We start from the raw sequence: 16,047 nt of genomic DNA, 5'->3' as shown, positions 1-16,047 counted from the left end.
CAACTGTCAACGTAAATGAAACAATTGTAGTCGATTTTTTTGTGGTTATCGATTAATAATGGTCGAGGAGGGAGTGAGTTGGGCGATAAAAAAGGTAGAGAAACATGGAAACTATGGGATGCGATATTTTCATCAGGACTACTGTCATTTTTCAAAGATAGTCAAGAGGCAAGCTCTAATGAGAAGAAATTCAAACAAATGATCGGTCAACTCGTGTTTGCGTTTATCGTTGCTGGAATTGTTTTTATGATAGCGTTTTGGATCGTTTGATAAAAAGGAGGAAAACGAAATGAGTGAGAAATTTAGTATTTTTGGCAAGTTTCTAATTAAAGATGGCGAACGTGACACGATGGTTCAGCTCTTGCTAGAAGCAGCAGAATCGATGAAGGATTTGGAGGATTGCGAGGTTTACATTGTGAGTACAGCAGAAAACGAGCCAGATGCGGTCTACGTGTATGAAGTGTGGAGTGAAGAAAATGCCCATCAAGCTTCATTAACACTTGAAGCGACACAGACATTAATCAAACGTGCGAAACCAATCATTGTTGGTATGGAGAGAATTAGTACACTGCAAGCAATAGGTGGGAAGGGTATAAATTAAATTATGTAAAGATCAATAAATTTAGGGGCTGATTCACTTTGGATCATCTGTTAAGAAGGAAGTTATAGAGAAGATTTCATAAAGAAATGACGACAAAGATTGAATTCCAAGCCACAAATTGATATAGTAATTTCAAATATGTATTCAATGATGTGATCAAGTAAATAAGGATTGTGAACCAGAAAATATAGCCCCGGCTGAAAGCTATATCACCCCTCCTTATTGAAACCTACCACGGAGATGTTAGCCAAACTAACCGAGTCGTTTCGTTAAAAACGTTTAGAGGACATAAATTGATTATGTCGAACTAAGGTGGTACCACGTCTACAAGCGTAAAGACGTCCTTATATAGGACTCTTTATGCTTTTTTTTACGCTGTTTTTGTAATGATTGTTATTTGTAAATGTCCAAAAGTCGATATTAACGCCTAGTACTAGGTTCAGAGTCACACACTATTTTGCAAGGCACTTTTCGCTAAGAGATGCTTGTTTTTCCTAGGGGAAATAGTGTATTTCTATACCAAGAGTGTTTACAAAACAACAATGTATGCGAAAAGAGCTTTATTTTAGGTCATATTAATTTTTTCAGGAGGAAGAAAGATGTCTCAACAAACAAAAGATTTTTCAAAATGGTACATCGATACCATCCAAAAAGCAGATTTAATGGATTATACGCCAGTGCGTGGTTGTATTGCCTTTAAGCCAGATGGCTATGAATTATGGGAACATATCCAAGCGGAAATGGACAAACGTTTTAAAGAAACAGGTCATCGTAATGCCTACTTCCCAATGTTAATTCCAGAATCTTTTTTCCAAAAAGAGAAAGATCATATTGAAGGCTTTTCTCCAGAACTTCCTTGGGTAACAGAGGCAGCAGGGGAGAAATTAGAAGAGCGCTTAGCGCTGCGTCCAACTTCTGAAACGATGATTGGTCACCTCTATTCTGATTGGATTAAAAGCTATCGAGATTTACCCGTTTTAATCAATCAATGGGCCAATGTGTTCCGTTGGGAGAAGAAAACATTGCCATTCATCCGTACTTCTGAGTTTTTATGGCAAGAAGGGCATACCGCTCATGTCGATGAGGAAGATGCACGTAAAGAAACGATGCAAATGTTAAACATCTATAAGGAAGTTGTAGAAGGATTGCTTGCGATTCCGGTTTATGATGGGCAAAAGACACCATCTGAACGCTTTGCTGGAGCGGTTGATACATACTCCATTGAAGCGATGATGCAAGACGGAAAAGCTGTCCAAGCGGGAACATCTCATTATTTAGGGACAAAATTTGCTGAAGCATTTGATATAAAATATTTAACGAAAGAGAATAAACACACGCATGTTCATACTACGTCTTGGGGTACATCGACTCGCTTGATTGGTTCTGTGATCATGGTTCATGGCGATGAGCAAGGACTTGTGTTACCACCAAAAATCGCTCCAACACAAGTTGTATTAATTCCAGTTGGTCCTTGGAAAAAGAATCCTGCGATTATGGAGAAGTTAGACGAGATTTTTGCAGTGTTAAAAGGAAAAGGAATTCGCGTGCGTCTTGATGATAGCGACCAATCACCAGGATTTAAGTTTAATGAGTGGGAATTAAAAGGGGTACCTGTCCGCATTGAACTTGGACCACGTGATTTAGAAAATAATCAAGTCTTAATGAAAGCACGTGATGAGGCAGACAAAGTATCTGTTGCGTTAGAATCAGTTGTCGAAGCGATTGAAAAAGAACTTGAAACGATGCAAACACGCCTATTCGAAAAAGCAAAAGCTTTCCGTGCTGAGAATTCACACACTCATATCGATACGATGGAGCAGTTAGAACAGCATTTAACAGAATCTGAACAAAATGAAACCATTCCTGGCTGGGTTCTTGCTGGCTGGTGTGGAGATGATGCTTGTGAGGAGAAAGTAAAAGAACAAACTAAATTCACAACGCGTAACATTCCATTCAACCCACCAACAACGAAGAAGACATGCATTTGCTGTGGTGAAAAAGCGAAACACACTGTTTGGTTTGCTCGTGCATATTAATCATTAAACGAAAGTCAACTTCTATTAACTGAGGAGTTGGCTTTTTTGTATGGGGACATCATTCTTTCAACCGCTAATTGCAAAGATAATTGTGGGTGCGAAAGCGAATAAAAATGGAAACATAACGATCCTTGATATGGGGTGTGGTGAAGGTTCACATTTATCTAGTATTTGCAATCTAGTTGCTTTGAATGAAGTTATTGGAGTAGGAGTGGATATCTCAAAAGAAGGGATTCAGGTCGCTTCAAAAAACAGTTCTGATCATATTTGGCTTGTTTCAGATCTTGCCCATACTCCTTTAAAAAAAGAAAAAATAGATGTTATTCTCAATATTTTATCTCCATCAAATTATGCAGAATTTAATAGATTATTAAAACCTGATGGACTAGTGGTAAAAGTGGTACCTCAAAGTAAGTATTTAAAAGAAATCAGACAATATTTTTATCATGAAACAAAAAAACAATCTTACTCGAATCAAGAGACAGTGGAAAGGTTTTGTGATCGTTTTCGATTGGTGAATTGTTCGAGGTTGAGTTATAAAGTAACCTTGAATAAATCAACGCTCCACTCATTGGTTCAAATGACCCCTCTAACGTGGGGAATAGCAGATGAGCGGATACAATCTTTTTTAGAAAAAGAGTCTACTGCTATGACGATTGACTTAGACATATTAATCGGTAAAAAATAGATAAAGCTAAAAAAACTTTAAGGTGATAAATGGCCTTAAAGTTTTTTTATGAAAAGTGTTCAGAAACTGGAAAATGTATGAGTGTTTTTCTCGTGCGATCAATGTTACACTAACGAGGTAATTATTCAAATCTACTAAAGAAATCCTAACAAAAAGATAAGGAAAATATAAATATGACCTTAATTAGTATTGATAGTAGGAGTTTAATGATGCCAACTGAAAATGATTCAACATATCTTTCTTTTTCAAGAGAAGAGTGGGCTAGCTTGCACCCTAGTTCTCCGCTCCATTTATCTCAATCAGAAATTAAGAAAATGCAAGGCGTAATTGGAAATTTGACAAACGAAGAGATTTGTCAAATTTATTTGCCGCTCGTCAAGTATCTGTCTGTCAATATTGAAGCTGCACAGCACTCACATGAGTTAAAGAGCCATTTCTTAAAAGAGGACAGAAAGACACCGCCATTTATAATTGGGGTAGCGGGAAGTGTGGCGGTCGGTAAAAGTACGACCTCTAGAATCCTCCAATCTTTACTTTTAGATTTACCAGGCCAACCAAAGGTTGATTTGATTACGACGGATGGATTTTTATTTCCCAATGATGTATTAAAAGAAAAAGGTTTAGCAGATAGAAAAGGATTTCCAGAGAGTTATGATTTAAAGAGTTTAATTGAATTTTTAACAGAAGTGAAGTCAGGAAATCGATGTGCCCGTGCGCCAATCTATTCTCATTTGCATTATGATATAATCCCAAATCAGTACCATGAAGTTTGCCAGCCAGACATTGTGATTATAGAGGGAATTAATGTATTGCAAACACCGAAGCAGGTTGGCGACAGCATTCCAAGTCGATTTGTCTCTGATTTCTTTGATATTTCCATTTATGTTGATGCGGAGGAAGAACATATTTTCCAATGGTATCTAGAAAGATTTAAAGTATTGAAGAAAACGGCCTTCACGAATCCCGAATCATATTTTAAACGCTATGCCGACCTATCGGAGAGTGAAACAGAGCGGACAGCAACAGATATTTGGACAAGAATCAATAAAGTAAATCTTGAAAAAAATATTCTCCCAACTAAATTCCGTGCCGATCTTATCATTGAAAAAAGCTTTAATCATGAGGTAGAGAATATTAGAGTGAGGAAAAATTAGTTCTGTAAATGAGAGAGTGGTATAGTGATGGAACAGCTGCAATTTGACCCTTCGTGGGAAAGAGCATTAGCAATCGGAGATCGATATTTGATTGAAAGTATTTTTCGCGAAACAAGGGCTCTGAATAGCTCTGACATTGTATGTGCTCCTATTCGAGAAGCTCTTAATCATAAAGTAGAACTACTTATTACCGTGTTGGTTCATAATTATATGGACCAACCGCTTACATTTAATAACACAAGGGTGCGATACAGCGTTGAGGGGGATTATGTGGCAGAACATTTCTTTACCATCCCTCAAATGGTGATTCCGGGTCAGGTGAGTATGCCTTGGACGTTTATTTTTCCAAAGGAGAGTCATTTACATCGATCCTCTTTTGAGCACGGACATTTAGAAATTTATAAAGTTTCATGAAAAGGATCCCGATTTATACGAACGAAGTAGAATAAGGCAATTATCATTTCGGAAGAATAGTTATAGTTTTTTTGGCTGTTATTTGAATAGAGGTGTTTGTCTATGAATCTAGCTTTTAAATCTGATTGTGAACAATGTTTTGGATTATGTTGTGTAGCTTTGCCCTATGCGATCTCTGCAGATTTTCCAATCAATAAGGATGGTGGAGTGCCCTGTCGTCATTTATCGACGGACCACCTTTGTCATATCCATCATGAATTAAAGCACAAAGGTTTTAATGGGTGTGTTTCATATGAATGCTTTGGAGCTGGACAATATGTGTCGCAAAAAATGTATGATGGACAAGATTGGAGAAATAACCCAGAGCTTAGCAAGGAAATGTTTACCGTGTTCCCTCTTACCCAACAACTCCATGAAATGTTATGGTATCTGGATCAAGCACTATGTTTGAAGGAAGTGGAGTCTCTCTACTCCGAATTACAGAATATGTATGATGAAACGGTTGAACTCACGAGAAAATCGCCAGAGGAAATTCTCCAATTGGATATGCAATCTCATAGAAGTAAAGTGAATAGGTTATTAGTAGAAGCAAGTCAAATATACCGTAAAATAAGTCGCAAACAGGAAAAGAAAAGTTTAGAATATATCGGAGCAAACTTATCAGGAAGAGATTTCAAAGGTAGTAGTTTTCGAGGCATGCTGATGATTTCCGCAAATTTATGTCATGCTGATTTAAGAAAAGTAGATTTTATTGGAGCCGATTTACGAGATGCTGATCTGAGTCATGCAAATCTTGATGGAGCGCTTTTCCTCACACAATCACAACTCAACTCAGCTAAAGGAAACGTCCATACAAAGATTCCTGAATTTTTAGAAAGACCAAAGCATTGGTGATAGGAAATGCAACGAGGAGGGAAAATGAATGGAAAAAGAGGCAAAGGTAATAGCCGTTAGTGTTAGTGGCAAACACACATTTAGTAAGGAAAATAAAGAGAGGATAAACTTGGTTACGGGGTTAGGAATTGAAGGAGATGCTCATTTTGGTTCTACAGTCAAACACCGTTCAAGAGTGTTGAAGGATCCAAATCAACCAAACTTAAGACAAGTACATTTAATCCACCAAGAGTTGTTTGAAGAGTTGAAAGATCGTTTTCATCTAACGCCTGGTCAAATGGGTGAAAATATAACGACTGCTGGACTTGACCTTCTCAGGTTATCTGAGGGTACACTTCTATATCTTGGTGAAACCGCAGTGGTTAAAGTAACGGGATTGCGCAATCCTTGTGCTCAAATCGATCATTTTCAACCTGGGCTTTTAAAAGCAGTTTTAGACAAGGACGAGAGTGGGGATGTAATAAGAAAAGCAGGGATCATGGGAATTGTTTGCGAGAGCGGAATCGTAAAGCCAGGTGATGCCATTCGAGTTGTTCCACCTTCAGGGCCATTTAAGAAACTGAAGCGTGTTTAAAAAACCCACACTTTCGAATAGTCAGTGTGGGAATCGGATCAAATATACTGATAATACAATCCAAGCTGCGTATCATACCATAATAGCATGCCATGTTTGCGTTTTGGAATTCGTGTTTGGACCCCCCATTCAGGGTACTGTTTGATCATCTGTACTTGAGCACCTGTAGCAAAAGCAATAAATGAAATATAATGTTCTTTTGTCATGGGGTGTTCACTCGAAATATACCATTCTTGATCAACTTCTGAAACGGACATTTTTTCATCATCTGATGCCTTTTTTGCCACTAACGGTTCAAGCTTTTTTCCACAACAGGAAACGCTCATATTTCCAGTTGCCAATACGATATTTTGACAAGTTGTACAAACAAAATAATACGACTTCTTCATATTTCCTCCAATGAATTCATTTGCTGATAATTCTCCATCTAAGATATTTTCTATATTCACTCCCAAGAGAGCAGACAGGCTTGGTAATAGTGAGATATCAGGACATCCGAGTCCACGCTCCCATTTGGAGATGGTTCTGTCTGATATATTCATGTGATCGGCTAATTGTTTTTGTGTTAAGCCTTTTTCTTTTCGCAAAGATAAAATTAACTCTCCAATTTTACGATTGTCCATGCTTTTTCCTCCTCTAATCTATTGCCATCATAAGATGAGATAGGAAGATAAGCAACAAACGATCCGTAGAGTATGATTTAGAATTGAAAAAAGATATGTATATGTAATGGTTCGTGCTCGTTACCGTAGCTGTTCTGCTTTTGGCTTTCTTGATTGGGGACGGACAATCCATCATGCAAGAATATGAGGGGAGTCATTAAGGATACTGGTCGGTTTCTTTAAGGGGGTTAAAAAATGTATCAGAACGAAGAAAGTGGTATCTTAATGGTACCACTATAAAATATTCAGGGGCAATTTTCATGAAAAAATTCGAAAATCAAATAACTACTACGATGAATATGGGATTGAAATCAATGATTAGCATGCTAAAGGATGCTGTTAAGGGGAGAGCGAGTCGCAGACCTTCAGTTACGCTTGCTATAGAGCAGTTTAAAGTAAATGAAGTGAATGCGAATAGTCCACGAATTACATGGTTTGGTCATTCCGCTTTTTACCTTGAAATAGAAGGCAAGAAGATCTTATTCGACCCGATGTTTAATTTACGACCATCACCTGTACCATGGGTCGGTACAAAGAGATATACGGGTAACTTATTGGATATGCTCGATGATTATCCTCAGCTTGACGCAGTGATGATTTCACACGACCATTATGACCATTTGGATGATCAATCGATTCAACGCTTAAAAGATAAAGCCTCTCGATTCATCGTTCCTCTAGGAGTTCGCAAACATTTAATAAAATGGGGAGTGGCCGCTGATAAGATTTCTGAGCATGACTGGTGGGAGGAAATTCAGTTCAACGATCTAACTCTAGCTTGTACTCCTGCAAGGCATTTTTCAGGAAGAGGGTTACATGATCGTAACACGACTTTGTGGTGTTCATGGGTCATTCTAGGTCAAGAATGCAAGGTTTTTTACAGTGGAGACAGTGGCTATGGACCGCATTTTAAAGACATTGGAAAAAAGTATGGTCCGTTTAATGTAACCTTAATGGAATGTGGACAGTATGACGAACGATGGTCAGCGATTCATATGAAACCAGAGGAAACGGTACAAGCGCACCTTGATGTAAAAGGAGACATTTTACTACCTGTGCATTGGGGAGGATTTACTTTGGCTTATCATTCCTGGACGGATCCAGTTGAAAGAGCCATGGAAGCTGCATTGAAGAACGAAGTGCGCATGTTGACACCCAAAATCGGAGAAACTGTTTTGGTTGATTCAAAGGACTTTCCATCCAATCTATGGTGGAGACATCTATAAGGAGAATCTTGATGAGGCAAATAACAGCAAAGGAACTAGAAGCAGAAGAGGTAAAAAATAGTAAAATCGCTAGTGCAATAAATATTCCTTTAGGATTATTAGAATTTCGATTGCATGAATTAGAAAAACCAAAGGAATTTGTTATCGTGTACCACTCAGGAGGTAGAAGTGGGCGTGCGTCTCAATTTTTAGAATCACGTGGATTTCAGGTGATGAATATGGTCGGTGGAATGTTAGCATGGGAAGGTGAAGTAGAATAATTTTTTTCTGTAGTATTTTTGATCGTTACCATTATATTAAACGTTCTAACATTGATATTATTTCGAAGAAAAGCAATGTAGATAAAAACAAGTGTGTGAAGAAAGCCTTTTTTCAATCTGAAACTTCCGCCCTTTAGAGCCGTAGTAAATAAACATATAAAATGAAAAGGGTGGATTTGAGATGATAAAGCAAGAAGAGCTGGAGCGGACATTTAAAAGCTATATTAAGAGCCCTTATGTTTTGGGGTTAGTCATGATGCATTTAATATACACTACACTCGTAACATTAGTGGTCTTTTCGTTTGTACTTTTTATTATTTTTTTCTTCTTCTCTTTAGTCAAGTGTACATTGGATGGCGTGCTTGGAAACAAGGGTGGGAATATGAGAAATATCTAGGTTGATGAATTTTTTTTTGTTTTTAACTTAGGTATTTCTCTTCTAATGCCATTTTTCTTCGTCTATTTTGGGACTCTTTACTTTTGGGCAGGCCTTATTTTTTATTTGTCATACGTAATATTTCTTTTTTCAAAAGCAAAAGTGATTGCGGATGGAATGTATAAACCAAGTGAATCGAAAATTTGGAAAATATACCTTGTTTCTATTGTTATTATTGGTTTTATTGGTATCCCAGGATATTACATGCCGAGTAGTGGATTGTTCTTGGATTTAATGAGTGAAGAAGTGAAAGATATCTATTATCTGGTGGTGCTTTATTTAATGGGGCTTGTTCTTACATTTTTGTTGCCGATCCTGCTTTATCCGAAAAAAACGGCGGTGGAAGAACAGCCACAAGGTCGAAAAAAATTATCAAGAGCAAATCGAAAAGCTCTCAAAAAAAGAGACAGAGTTCAGGTAAGAAAGTAAGAATATCGAGGGATTAGAGTGTGTGAGGGAGGAAACCTAGTGAAGGATGCCCTCATAGAGTGTTCATGAGGACAAAGTCGAGAGGAAAACCAGTGAACGTGAACGTTGTCCTCATAGAGTGTCCCTATGAGGACAACGCAAAAAATCAAGAACGCTCTTTTAATGATCGCTGTTCTGGGCTTGATTGTCGTTTTTCGTAAATGTTCGAATGCCGTGTGCTACACATTATTTTGTACACCACTATTCGCTACTTGTTTTTCTGAGGAAATGATGCTCACATTCATAAAGAAACAACCTTTGTAAAAAAGAGTTTCACTTATTCACCGTTTCCTCCTGGCTTTCATAAACTTCAATTTCCGTCCCGGGATAATAGTGCTCAATAATTTCTTTATAGCTTTTCCCTTTGTCAGCCATTATGCTGGCTCCCCACTGACTCATGCCAACTCCATGACCGTTTCCTTTCCCACTAACCTTATAAGAATCTGGTGTTCCCTCAAAAGAGCTGATTAAATAGCTTTTAAAATGAACTCCGCTGATGATAGGTCTGATTTTCTTTAATTCAACATTGTCTAGTGAAAGCTTCTCAAATAAAACTGTTCCATCAAATAGTCTTCTCATAAATTCAAGATGGAAAGAACCTTCGACCGAGCGAGAGGACTCGTTTTTACCCTTTTCGATTGAAAAATGGGGAATGCTCAATATTTTAATATCCCCGATATATCCATTGTTCTGGAGCCAATTTTTCATAGAATCTGTAATTTTCTTATCTTTTTCCTCTAATTTATCCCACCAATTAGACTGCTCCCAATTCACTTCATCTAAATCAATTTGCGTTTTATTCAAGGTGAAGCTCCATGGCTGAATCGGATCAAACGGATCGGATTTGATGGGAAAATAAGGAGTCGGCTCACCGCCCCAAACATTTTTATTGCTTTCTGTCATCCCACCATTACTGGCCGAATAGAAGGTACTAATCGGTTTATTCTTAAACGTGATAATTTCGCCTTTCGTATCGATGACAGCTTGATTCGTTTTCGCAAAATCACTATATCCTCCATAGACTTGATATTGAATGGTATCATCAAGCGTAGAATCTTTATGCATAATCGTATATGTTCGAGCGGCCAATGTTTGTGCTTTTAGCGCTTCAATATCCCAAGTGGGGAAAACTTCAAACGGGACAACCCCCTTTAAGTAATCTTCTAAAAGAAGTTGGTTCACAGGGCGAATATTGTTTTTTTCCTCGATATGGAATTCGACTGCCCCCATATAAGGTCTATCATTAATATAAACTAAATGCTCTTCATCATATGATTTAGGGTATAAAATAAAAGGTTTATCGACTTTGATTTTTGATTTGCCTTGTTTAAGTACCAGTTTCTTCCCTTTTACTAAAAGTGTGTATTCATTCCCTTCTTTAAGATTCAAGGCTGGATCTAATGTTAAATACTCCCCCTTTAATCGTAATGATAGTTCAGAAGTATTTCCTATGTAATTCCTCAATTTCACTGTAATTAACTCATCAGCAAAAACATCATTAGCAAAACATAAAAATAAAATGGTCAAAATGATCGGCTTGAGAATTTTCATATCGTTAGTATTGATGATGTGGTTTTTGATTATGCATGATGAAGCTGTTTGGTGATGTCCACAAGCAGGTTTCACATTTTTCGTGTGATTTTTCCATACGTTACTTCATAAATTCTAAAGTATGAGGTAAAAATTGGGTGGTGAAAAATGATGTTATCCACGCTGAAAATATTAGAAAGCATACAAGATGAGAACGAGAAATGCATTCTTGCCACAATTATCCAAATCGAAGGTTCTGCTTACTTACGAGAAGGCACGTTCATGATTATAAAAGAAAATGGGGAGAAAGTAGGAATGCTGTCTGCTGGCTGTTTGGAGGAAGATTTGCTTTTAAGATGTAGAGAAATTTTCCAAACAGAAATCCCTCAAACTGTCATCTATGATACGAGTGCCATTGATGATGTAGGATGGGGCCAAGGAATGGGCTGTAATGGGGTAATCCGAATTCTTGTAGAACCAATAACCCAATCATTGCATACTAGCTTACTCAGTGTAAAAGAAGCGTTAGTACAAGGTTATGCGGTCTATCATGAAAAAGAATTTAGTGAGGATTTTACCGTGAAAAAAAGTGCTTTTGAAATCATAGATGAGGACCTTGTCACAAGCTCTTTGCCCACTTTTTATAGAACCGATGAAGGATATCGGTTTACTTATTACTTTACACCACCACCGATTTTATGCGTATTTGGGGCAGGAGAGGATGCGATAACCTTAGTTGATCTCGCTTCAAAAATTGGATTTATTGTGAAGCTATGCGATTGGAGATCAGGGCTTTGCAATGAAGAATGCTTCCCTAATGCGCACGAGTACTATATTGGTTCTCCTTCTCACATAGTCGATTTACTACGCATCTCTCAAAGTCATTTCATCGTGATTATGAGTCATCATTTTTCCAAAGATCAAGAATTTTTACATGCTGTTTTAAATTTTTCGCCAGCGTACATAGGGATTCTAGGTTCGAAAGAAAGAACGAGACGGCTTCTGCCTGATCCGATCAATCGAGACCACATCCATTATCCAATTGGATTACCGATTGGAGCACAAGGCCCAGAAGAGATCGCGGTCAGCATTATGGCTGAAATCATTCAAACCTATAGGATGAACCATGGAAAATAATCATTATATCGTCGGAATTTATCTAGCAGCAGGTTTGATAAAGAGCAACTATACTATGTCGCATCAAGCTATCAAAATATAATAAGACCACCACTTCTCATTGGAAAAGTGCTTTTTTCATTCGTTGACCAATTGAGTGGTGATCGAGGATTAAAGCATATTCTCACAAACGATCCACAAATAATCGGAAAAAGCGTACCGTTTGAAGATGAAAAGCTATTTATCGATATTGATACAAGAGAAGAATATAGAGAAATAACCGATAAATTAACATGAAAGAGGGCCATTCCATGCATATTATCGGAAAAGGAGTTATGCGCAAGGATTCCCTTGAAAAAGTAACGGGGCATGCAACATATACAGCTGACTTTGAAACAAAAGAGATGCTCTACGGACGATTGGTGACAAGTCCATATGCACATGCAAATATTAAACAACTTGATACATCCATTGCCGAAAAAATAAAGGGAATTCGTGCGATAATTACAGGGGAAAGTTTACCGCTCACAGGCGAGGAATTAAGGGATCGCTACCCGATTGCAAAGGAGCGGGTTCGGTATTATGGAGAAGTGGTCGCCGTAGTGGTCGCTGATACCCCTTATTTGGCAAAACAAGGTGCAGAAGCAATCAAAGTTGAGTATGAATTGCTCCCGGTAGTAAATTCACCATCTGAAGCATTAAAAAAAGATGCTGCGTTATTACATCCTAACCTTGAAAACTATGAAAAGTTTAATATGGTCTACCCTGTGCCGGGGACAAATATTGCTTGCAAAACGCAAATTCGCAAAGGAAACTGGGAAAGGGGATGGCAAGAAAGTGATGTAATCGTTGAAGAGAAGTTTGCCTTTAGACCTTCTGACCATGTCGCCATGGAAACACGTGCAACCTTTGCTCAAATACATCCTGATGGAATGGTTGAATTAACTGCATCCTCTCAAGCTCCTTTTATGATTAAAAGATTAATAGCGGATTATTTTGGTGTTGATTTAGGAAGTATTATCGTGAACACCCCATTAGTTGGAGGGGGATTTGGGGGAAAAGCGTCAGTGCAGCTTGAACTACTCGCTTATCTGGCGACAAAAGCGGTAAATGGAAGATTGGTGAAAATCATCAATACACGAGAGGAAGATATGGTGACCTCTCCTGGTCATATCGGATTGGAAGCGAAGGTGAAGTTAGGTTCGACAAGGGAAGGGAAGCTCAAAGTAGCAGAAATTCTCCTTTTATGGGATGGAGGAGCTTATTCTGATAAAGCGATTGATTTAAGCCGGGCAGGAGCAGTTGATTGCACAGGGCCATATCATATTGAAAATATTTGGTGTGACTCCTTGTGTATGTATACGAACCATCCCTTTCCTGCTCCGTTCCGAGGATTTAGTCATTCGGAAGTTCATTTTGCCTTTGAACGAACGATGGATGTGCTGGCGCAGAAACTTTATATGGATAAGCTTGAACTGAGAGCACGCAATGCGATTCTGCCAGGACACACCACTCCGACACAAGTCGTTTTAAACTCTAGTACGGTGGGGAATTTACCCGAATGTATAAACAAATTGAAAGAATTGATCAAATGGGAAGAGGGGCAAGTCATTGAACTTGGAGATAACAAAGTAAGAGCAAAAGGAATTAGTTGTGTATGGAAGACATCAACGATTGATCCAGACGCTAGTTCAGGAGTCGTTCTAACATTTAATAAAGATGGAACGATTAATGTAATGTCCGGAGTCGTGGAGATTGGGATGGGAACGAAGACAGTGCTGGCGCAAATGCTTGCAGAAAAACTAAAAATGGATATAGATGATATCCACGTGCAAATGGGTGTGAACACGCAAAGCACGCCAGAGCATTGGAAAACCGTGGCAAGCCGAGGAACATTTATGGCAGGTCGAGCACTTTTAACGGCAGCCGAGGATGTTATCAAACAATTGAAAGAGTTGGCTTCCTTTCTATTGCGAGTATCAAAGGAAGATTTAGAAGTTGGTTACGGGAAAGTGTATGTCAGGGATGATCCTACGCAATTTATTCCTGTTAAAGATATTGCTTATGGATACTCATTTCCTGAAGGACCATCGATTGGCGGACAAATCATTGGTCGTGGAACGTATATTCTTCGAGGGATGACCCATTTAGACAAAGAGACGGGTGCGGGAAGACCTGGTCCTGAGTGGACGGTTGGCGCACAAGGGGTAGAAATCGAGTTAAATACAAGAGACTACACATATCGAGTCTTAAAGGCGGTTGCGGTTATTGATGTAGGAAAAGTACTTAATGAAAAAACAGCAATGGGGCAGGTAAAGGGTTCGATGAGTATGGGCTTATCCTTTGCGGCAAGAGAAACGTTTCGCTTTGATGAAGAAGGAAGGGTGTTAAATCCTCAACTACGAACCTATCGGCCTATCAGATTTGGCGAGCATCCCAAATATGAAGTCGCTTTTGTGGAAACCCCGCAAATTGATGCCCCATTTGGAGCAAGAGGTGCCGGAGAACATGCCCTAATTGGAATGCCAGCTGCTCTCGGAAATAGTCTTTCAACCGCACTCTCAGTGAACATTAATTACTTACCGATGATCCCTGAAGTGTTGTGGAAGATGAAAGAAAGTGGGAAGTGACCTTGTTACCATTTAATATTGATTACTATAAACCAAAGTCGATTGAAGAGGCAGTAGAGCTTTTCGCTTTGTTAAAAAGGGATCATAAACGCGCCCTGTATTATTCGGGAGGTACTGAAATTCTAACGCTTGGTCGTCTAAATCTCCTCCATTTTGATGCCGTGATTGATATAAAATCAGTAAAAGAATGTCTTGTTTTCGATTTTTATCAGAATAGACTAGTTTCTGGAGCAGCACTTCCTCTTACCTTAATTGAAGAGAAAAATTTATTTCCTTTACTCAGCGCAGTCGCAAAGGGAGTAGCCGACCACACAGCACGAAATAAAATTACTCTTGGTGGAAATATATGCGGCCAAATTTTTTACCGAGAAGCGATCTTACCTTTTTTACTTTGTGATAGTGATGTTGTCATTGCGGGTGAGAATGGAATAGAAAAGCTTCCTATTCATAGTATTTTTAATGGAGCACTTCAACTTGCAGAGGGACAGTTTGTCATTCAATTATTAACAGAGCAAGCCTATATATCCATGCCTTTTGTCAGTTTGAAAAAAAGGCAGCAATGGGAAACAGGTTATCCGTTATTAACGGTGTCCTCCATAAAAGTAGAGAACCGTCTGCGCTTTGCTTTTAGTGGAGTATGTCCATATCCATTTCGTTCAAAAGAAATGGAGGATGCATTAAATCAAACCAATATGTCCTTAGAGAATCGAATTCAACAAGCTCTTGAATCTCTTCCAGACCATGTATTGGATGATATTGAAGGGTCAAGAGAGTACCGTTTATTTGTGTTAAAAAATACGTTGGAAGATATCATCCTAGAGTTGGAGGGGAAAAAGTGACGAAAAAAATAACTGTCCCATTAAATGTGAATGGAGAGCTTAAGGAAGTCACGATTCGTCCCGCTGACATCTTACTCGATGCCCTGCGAGGTGAACTTTCTTTAACAGGGGCAAAGCCAGGATGTTTAAACGGAGATTGTGGATCATGCTCTGTACTCATTGATGGAACCGTTTATAAGTCATGTATTATGTTAGCAGTTGAAGCTGTAGATTGTGAAATTATAACGATAGAAGGATTAGCTCACACGCCGGTGCAGCAATCGTTTATCGAGCATTTTGCTTTCCAATGCGGATATTGTACGCCGGGATTTATTATGAATATACAATCCCTTCTTGAGAAACATCCGAATCCCTCCTACGAAACGATAAAAGAATGGCTTTCCTCTAATATTTGCCGGTGCACATCCTACGAAGAAATCGAAGAAGCTGTTTTTGCTGCAGTGGAAAAAAACAAGGGTAGATCAACATGATGGTCTATCCTTGTACCTATATGCTAGAGGTGAATTTCCATGTTGTAGG

The 16,047-nt window shown here is 38.6% G+C and carries 19 protein-coding genes and 1 other annotated feature; of the genes, 17 read left to right on the top strand and 2 right to left on the bottom strand.

The genetic code is table 11. From position 1 onward, the window contains the following. Nucleotides 1-78 precede the first annotated feature (78 nt). From BMSHG_RS20490 to BMSHG_RS20455, 8 genes are all read left to right on the top strand, one after another. The gene (locus BMSHG_RS20490; protein ID WP_019156350.1) at nucleotides 79-270 is read left to right on the top strand and encodes a hypothetical protein; all 192 of its coding nucleotides are present in this window, start codon (nucleotides 79-81) and stop codon (nucleotides 268-270) included. Nucleotides 271-289: 19 nt separating this feature from the next. Beyond that, nucleotides 290-601, top strand: a complete 312-nt coding sequence (locus BMSHG_RS20485; RefSeq protein ID WP_019156349.1) for a putative quinol monooxygenase — start codon at nucleotides 290-292, stop codon at nucleotides 599-601. Between the two features lie 138 nt (nucleotides 602-739). Next, nucleotides 740-950: a binding site (T-box leader), on the top strand. A 250-nt stretch (nucleotides 951-1,200) separates the two neighbouring features. Beyond that, nucleotides 1,201-2,637, top strand: a complete 1,437-nt coding sequence (gene proS, locus BMSHG_RS20480) for a proline--tRNA ligase (RefSeq protein ID WP_019156348.1) — start codon at nucleotides 1,201-1,203, stop codon at nucleotides 2,635-2,637. Nucleotides 2,638-2,686: 49 nt separating this feature from the next. Continuing rightward, nucleotides 2,687-3,325 (top strand): methyltransferase domain-containing protein, encoded by a 639-nt coding sequence (locus BMSHG_RS20475; RefSeq protein ID WP_019156347.1) that lies wholly within the window; start codon nucleotides 2,687-2,689, stop codon nucleotides 3,323-3,325. Nucleotides 3,326-3,498: 173 nt separating this feature from the next. Next, nucleotides 3,499-4,479 (top strand): type I pantothenate kinase, encoded by a 981-nt coding sequence (gene coaA, locus BMSHG_RS20470; RefSeq protein ID WP_235776424.1) that lies wholly within the window; start codon nucleotides 3,499-3,501, stop codon nucleotides 4,477-4,479. A 27-nt stretch (nucleotides 4,480-4,506) separates the two neighbouring features. After that, a complete protein-coding gene (locus BMSHG_RS20465; RefSeq protein ID WP_019156345.1) occupies nucleotides 4,507-4,893 on the top strand; it encodes an SLAP domain-containing protein in 387 nt (128 codons plus the stop codon). A gap of 102 nt (nucleotides 4,894-4,995) precedes the next feature. Further along, entirely contained in the window at nucleotides 4,996-5,787 is a 792-nt protein-coding gene (locus tag BMSHG_RS20460) for a pentapeptide repeat-containing protein (protein ID WP_019156344.1), read from the top strand. Between the two features lie 28 nt (nucleotides 5,788-5,815). Beyond that, nucleotides 5,816-6,361 carry an MOSC domain-containing protein gene (locus BMSHG_RS20455; RefSeq protein WP_019156343.1) on the top strand — a complete coding sequence of 182 codons (546 nt, stop codon included), beginning with the start codon at nucleotides 5,816-5,818 and terminating at the stop codon, nucleotides 6,359-6,361. 38 nt (nucleotides 6,362-6,399) lie between these two features. Here the strand turns inward: BMSHG_RS20455 and BMSHG_RS20450 are convergent, their stop codons facing one another. Next, nucleotides 6,400-6,984: a helix-turn-helix domain-containing protein gene (locus tag BMSHG_RS20450; RefSeq protein WP_019156342.1), complete on the bottom strand. Its 585-nt coding sequence runs from the start codon at nucleotides 6,982-6,984 to the stop codon at nucleotides 6,400-6,402. 299 nt (nucleotides 6,985-7,283) lie between these two features. On the opposite strand from BMSHG_RS20450, the gene BMSHG_RS20445 reads away from it, so the two are divergent. From BMSHG_RS20445 to BMSHG_RS20430, 4 genes are all read left to right on the top strand, one after another. Next, nucleotides 7,284-8,249, top strand: a complete 966-nt coding sequence (locus BMSHG_RS20445) for an MBL fold metallo-hydrolase (protein ID WP_019156341.1) — start codon at nucleotides 7,284-7,286, stop codon at nucleotides 8,247-8,249. An 11-nt stretch (nucleotides 8,250-8,260) separates the two neighbouring features. Further along, entirely contained in the window at nucleotides 8,261-8,509 is a 249-nt protein-coding gene (locus tag BMSHG_RS20440) for a rhodanese-like domain-containing protein (protein ID WP_019156340.1), read from the top strand. A 181-nt stretch (nucleotides 8,510-8,690) separates the two neighbouring features. Further along, nucleotides 8,691-8,906, top strand: a complete 216-nt coding sequence (locus BMSHG_RS20435; RefSeq protein WP_019156339.1) for a hypothetical protein — start codon at nucleotides 8,691-8,693, stop codon at nucleotides 8,904-8,906. 105 nt (nucleotides 8,907-9,011) lie between these two features. Beyond that, a complete protein-coding gene (locus BMSHG_RS20430; protein WP_148347004.1) occupies nucleotides 9,012-9,374 on the top strand; it encodes a hypothetical protein in 363 nt (120 codons plus the stop codon). A 312-nt stretch (nucleotides 9,375-9,686) separates the two neighbouring features. On the opposite strand, the gene BMSHG_RS20425 is transcribed toward BMSHG_RS20430, so the two are convergent. Further along, complete coding sequence (locus tag BMSHG_RS20425; RefSeq protein WP_187371860.1) at nucleotides 9,687-10,883, bottom strand: SpoIID/LytB domain-containing protein; 1,197 nt, start codon at nucleotides 10,881-10,883, stop codon at nucleotides 9,687-9,689. Between the two features lie 228 nt (nucleotides 10,884-11,111). Between BMSHG_RS20425 and BMSHG_RS20420 the strand changes: the two genes are divergently transcribed. The 5 genes from BMSHG_RS20420 to BMSHG_RS20400 all read left to right on the top strand — a co-directional run bounded on the left by BMSHG_RS20420 (nucleotide 11,112) and on the right by BMSHG_RS20400 (nucleotide 15,998). Continuing rightward, a complete protein-coding gene (locus tag BMSHG_RS20420; RefSeq protein WP_019156336.1) occupies nucleotides 11,112-12,080 on the top strand; it encodes an XdhC family protein in 969 nt (322 codons plus the stop codon). Between the two features lie 108 nt (nucleotides 12,081-12,188). Next, entirely contained in the window at nucleotides 12,189-12,356 is a 168-nt protein-coding gene (locus tag BMSHG_RS28315; RefSeq protein WP_019156335.1) for a glycosyltransferase family protein, read from the top strand. A gap of 14 nt (nucleotides 12,357-12,370) precedes the next feature. Beyond that, a complete protein-coding gene (locus BMSHG_RS20410) occupies nucleotides 12,371-14,689 on the top strand; it encodes a xanthine dehydrogenase family protein molybdopterin-binding subunit (protein WP_019156334.1) in 2,319 nt (772 codons plus the stop codon). A gap of 2 nt (nucleotides 14,690-14,691) precedes the next feature. Then, complete coding sequence (locus BMSHG_RS20405) at nucleotides 14,692-15,528, top strand: FAD binding domain-containing protein (protein WP_019156333.1); 837 nt, start codon at nucleotides 14,692-14,694, stop codon at nucleotides 15,526-15,528. Next, complete coding sequence (locus tag BMSHG_RS20400) at nucleotides 15,525-15,998, top strand: (2Fe-2S)-binding protein (RefSeq protein WP_019156332.1); 474 nt, start codon at nucleotides 15,525-15,527, stop codon at nucleotides 15,996-15,998. The genes BMSHG_RS20405 and BMSHG_RS20400 overlap by 4 nt, the downstream gene beginning before the upstream one ends. Nucleotides 15,999-16,047: the final 49 nt, after the last annotated feature.

Origin of the sequence: Robertmurraya massiliosenegalensis JC6 (assembly GCF_000311725.1) — a bacterium.
In the GTDB taxonomy this organism is placed as follows: Bacteria; Bacillota; Bacilli; order Bacillales; family Cytobacillaceae; genus Robertmurraya; species Robertmurraya massiliosenegalensis.
Note: the sequence above shows the minus strand (reverse complement) of the source record. Positions and strands in the feature narration are given on the sequence as shown.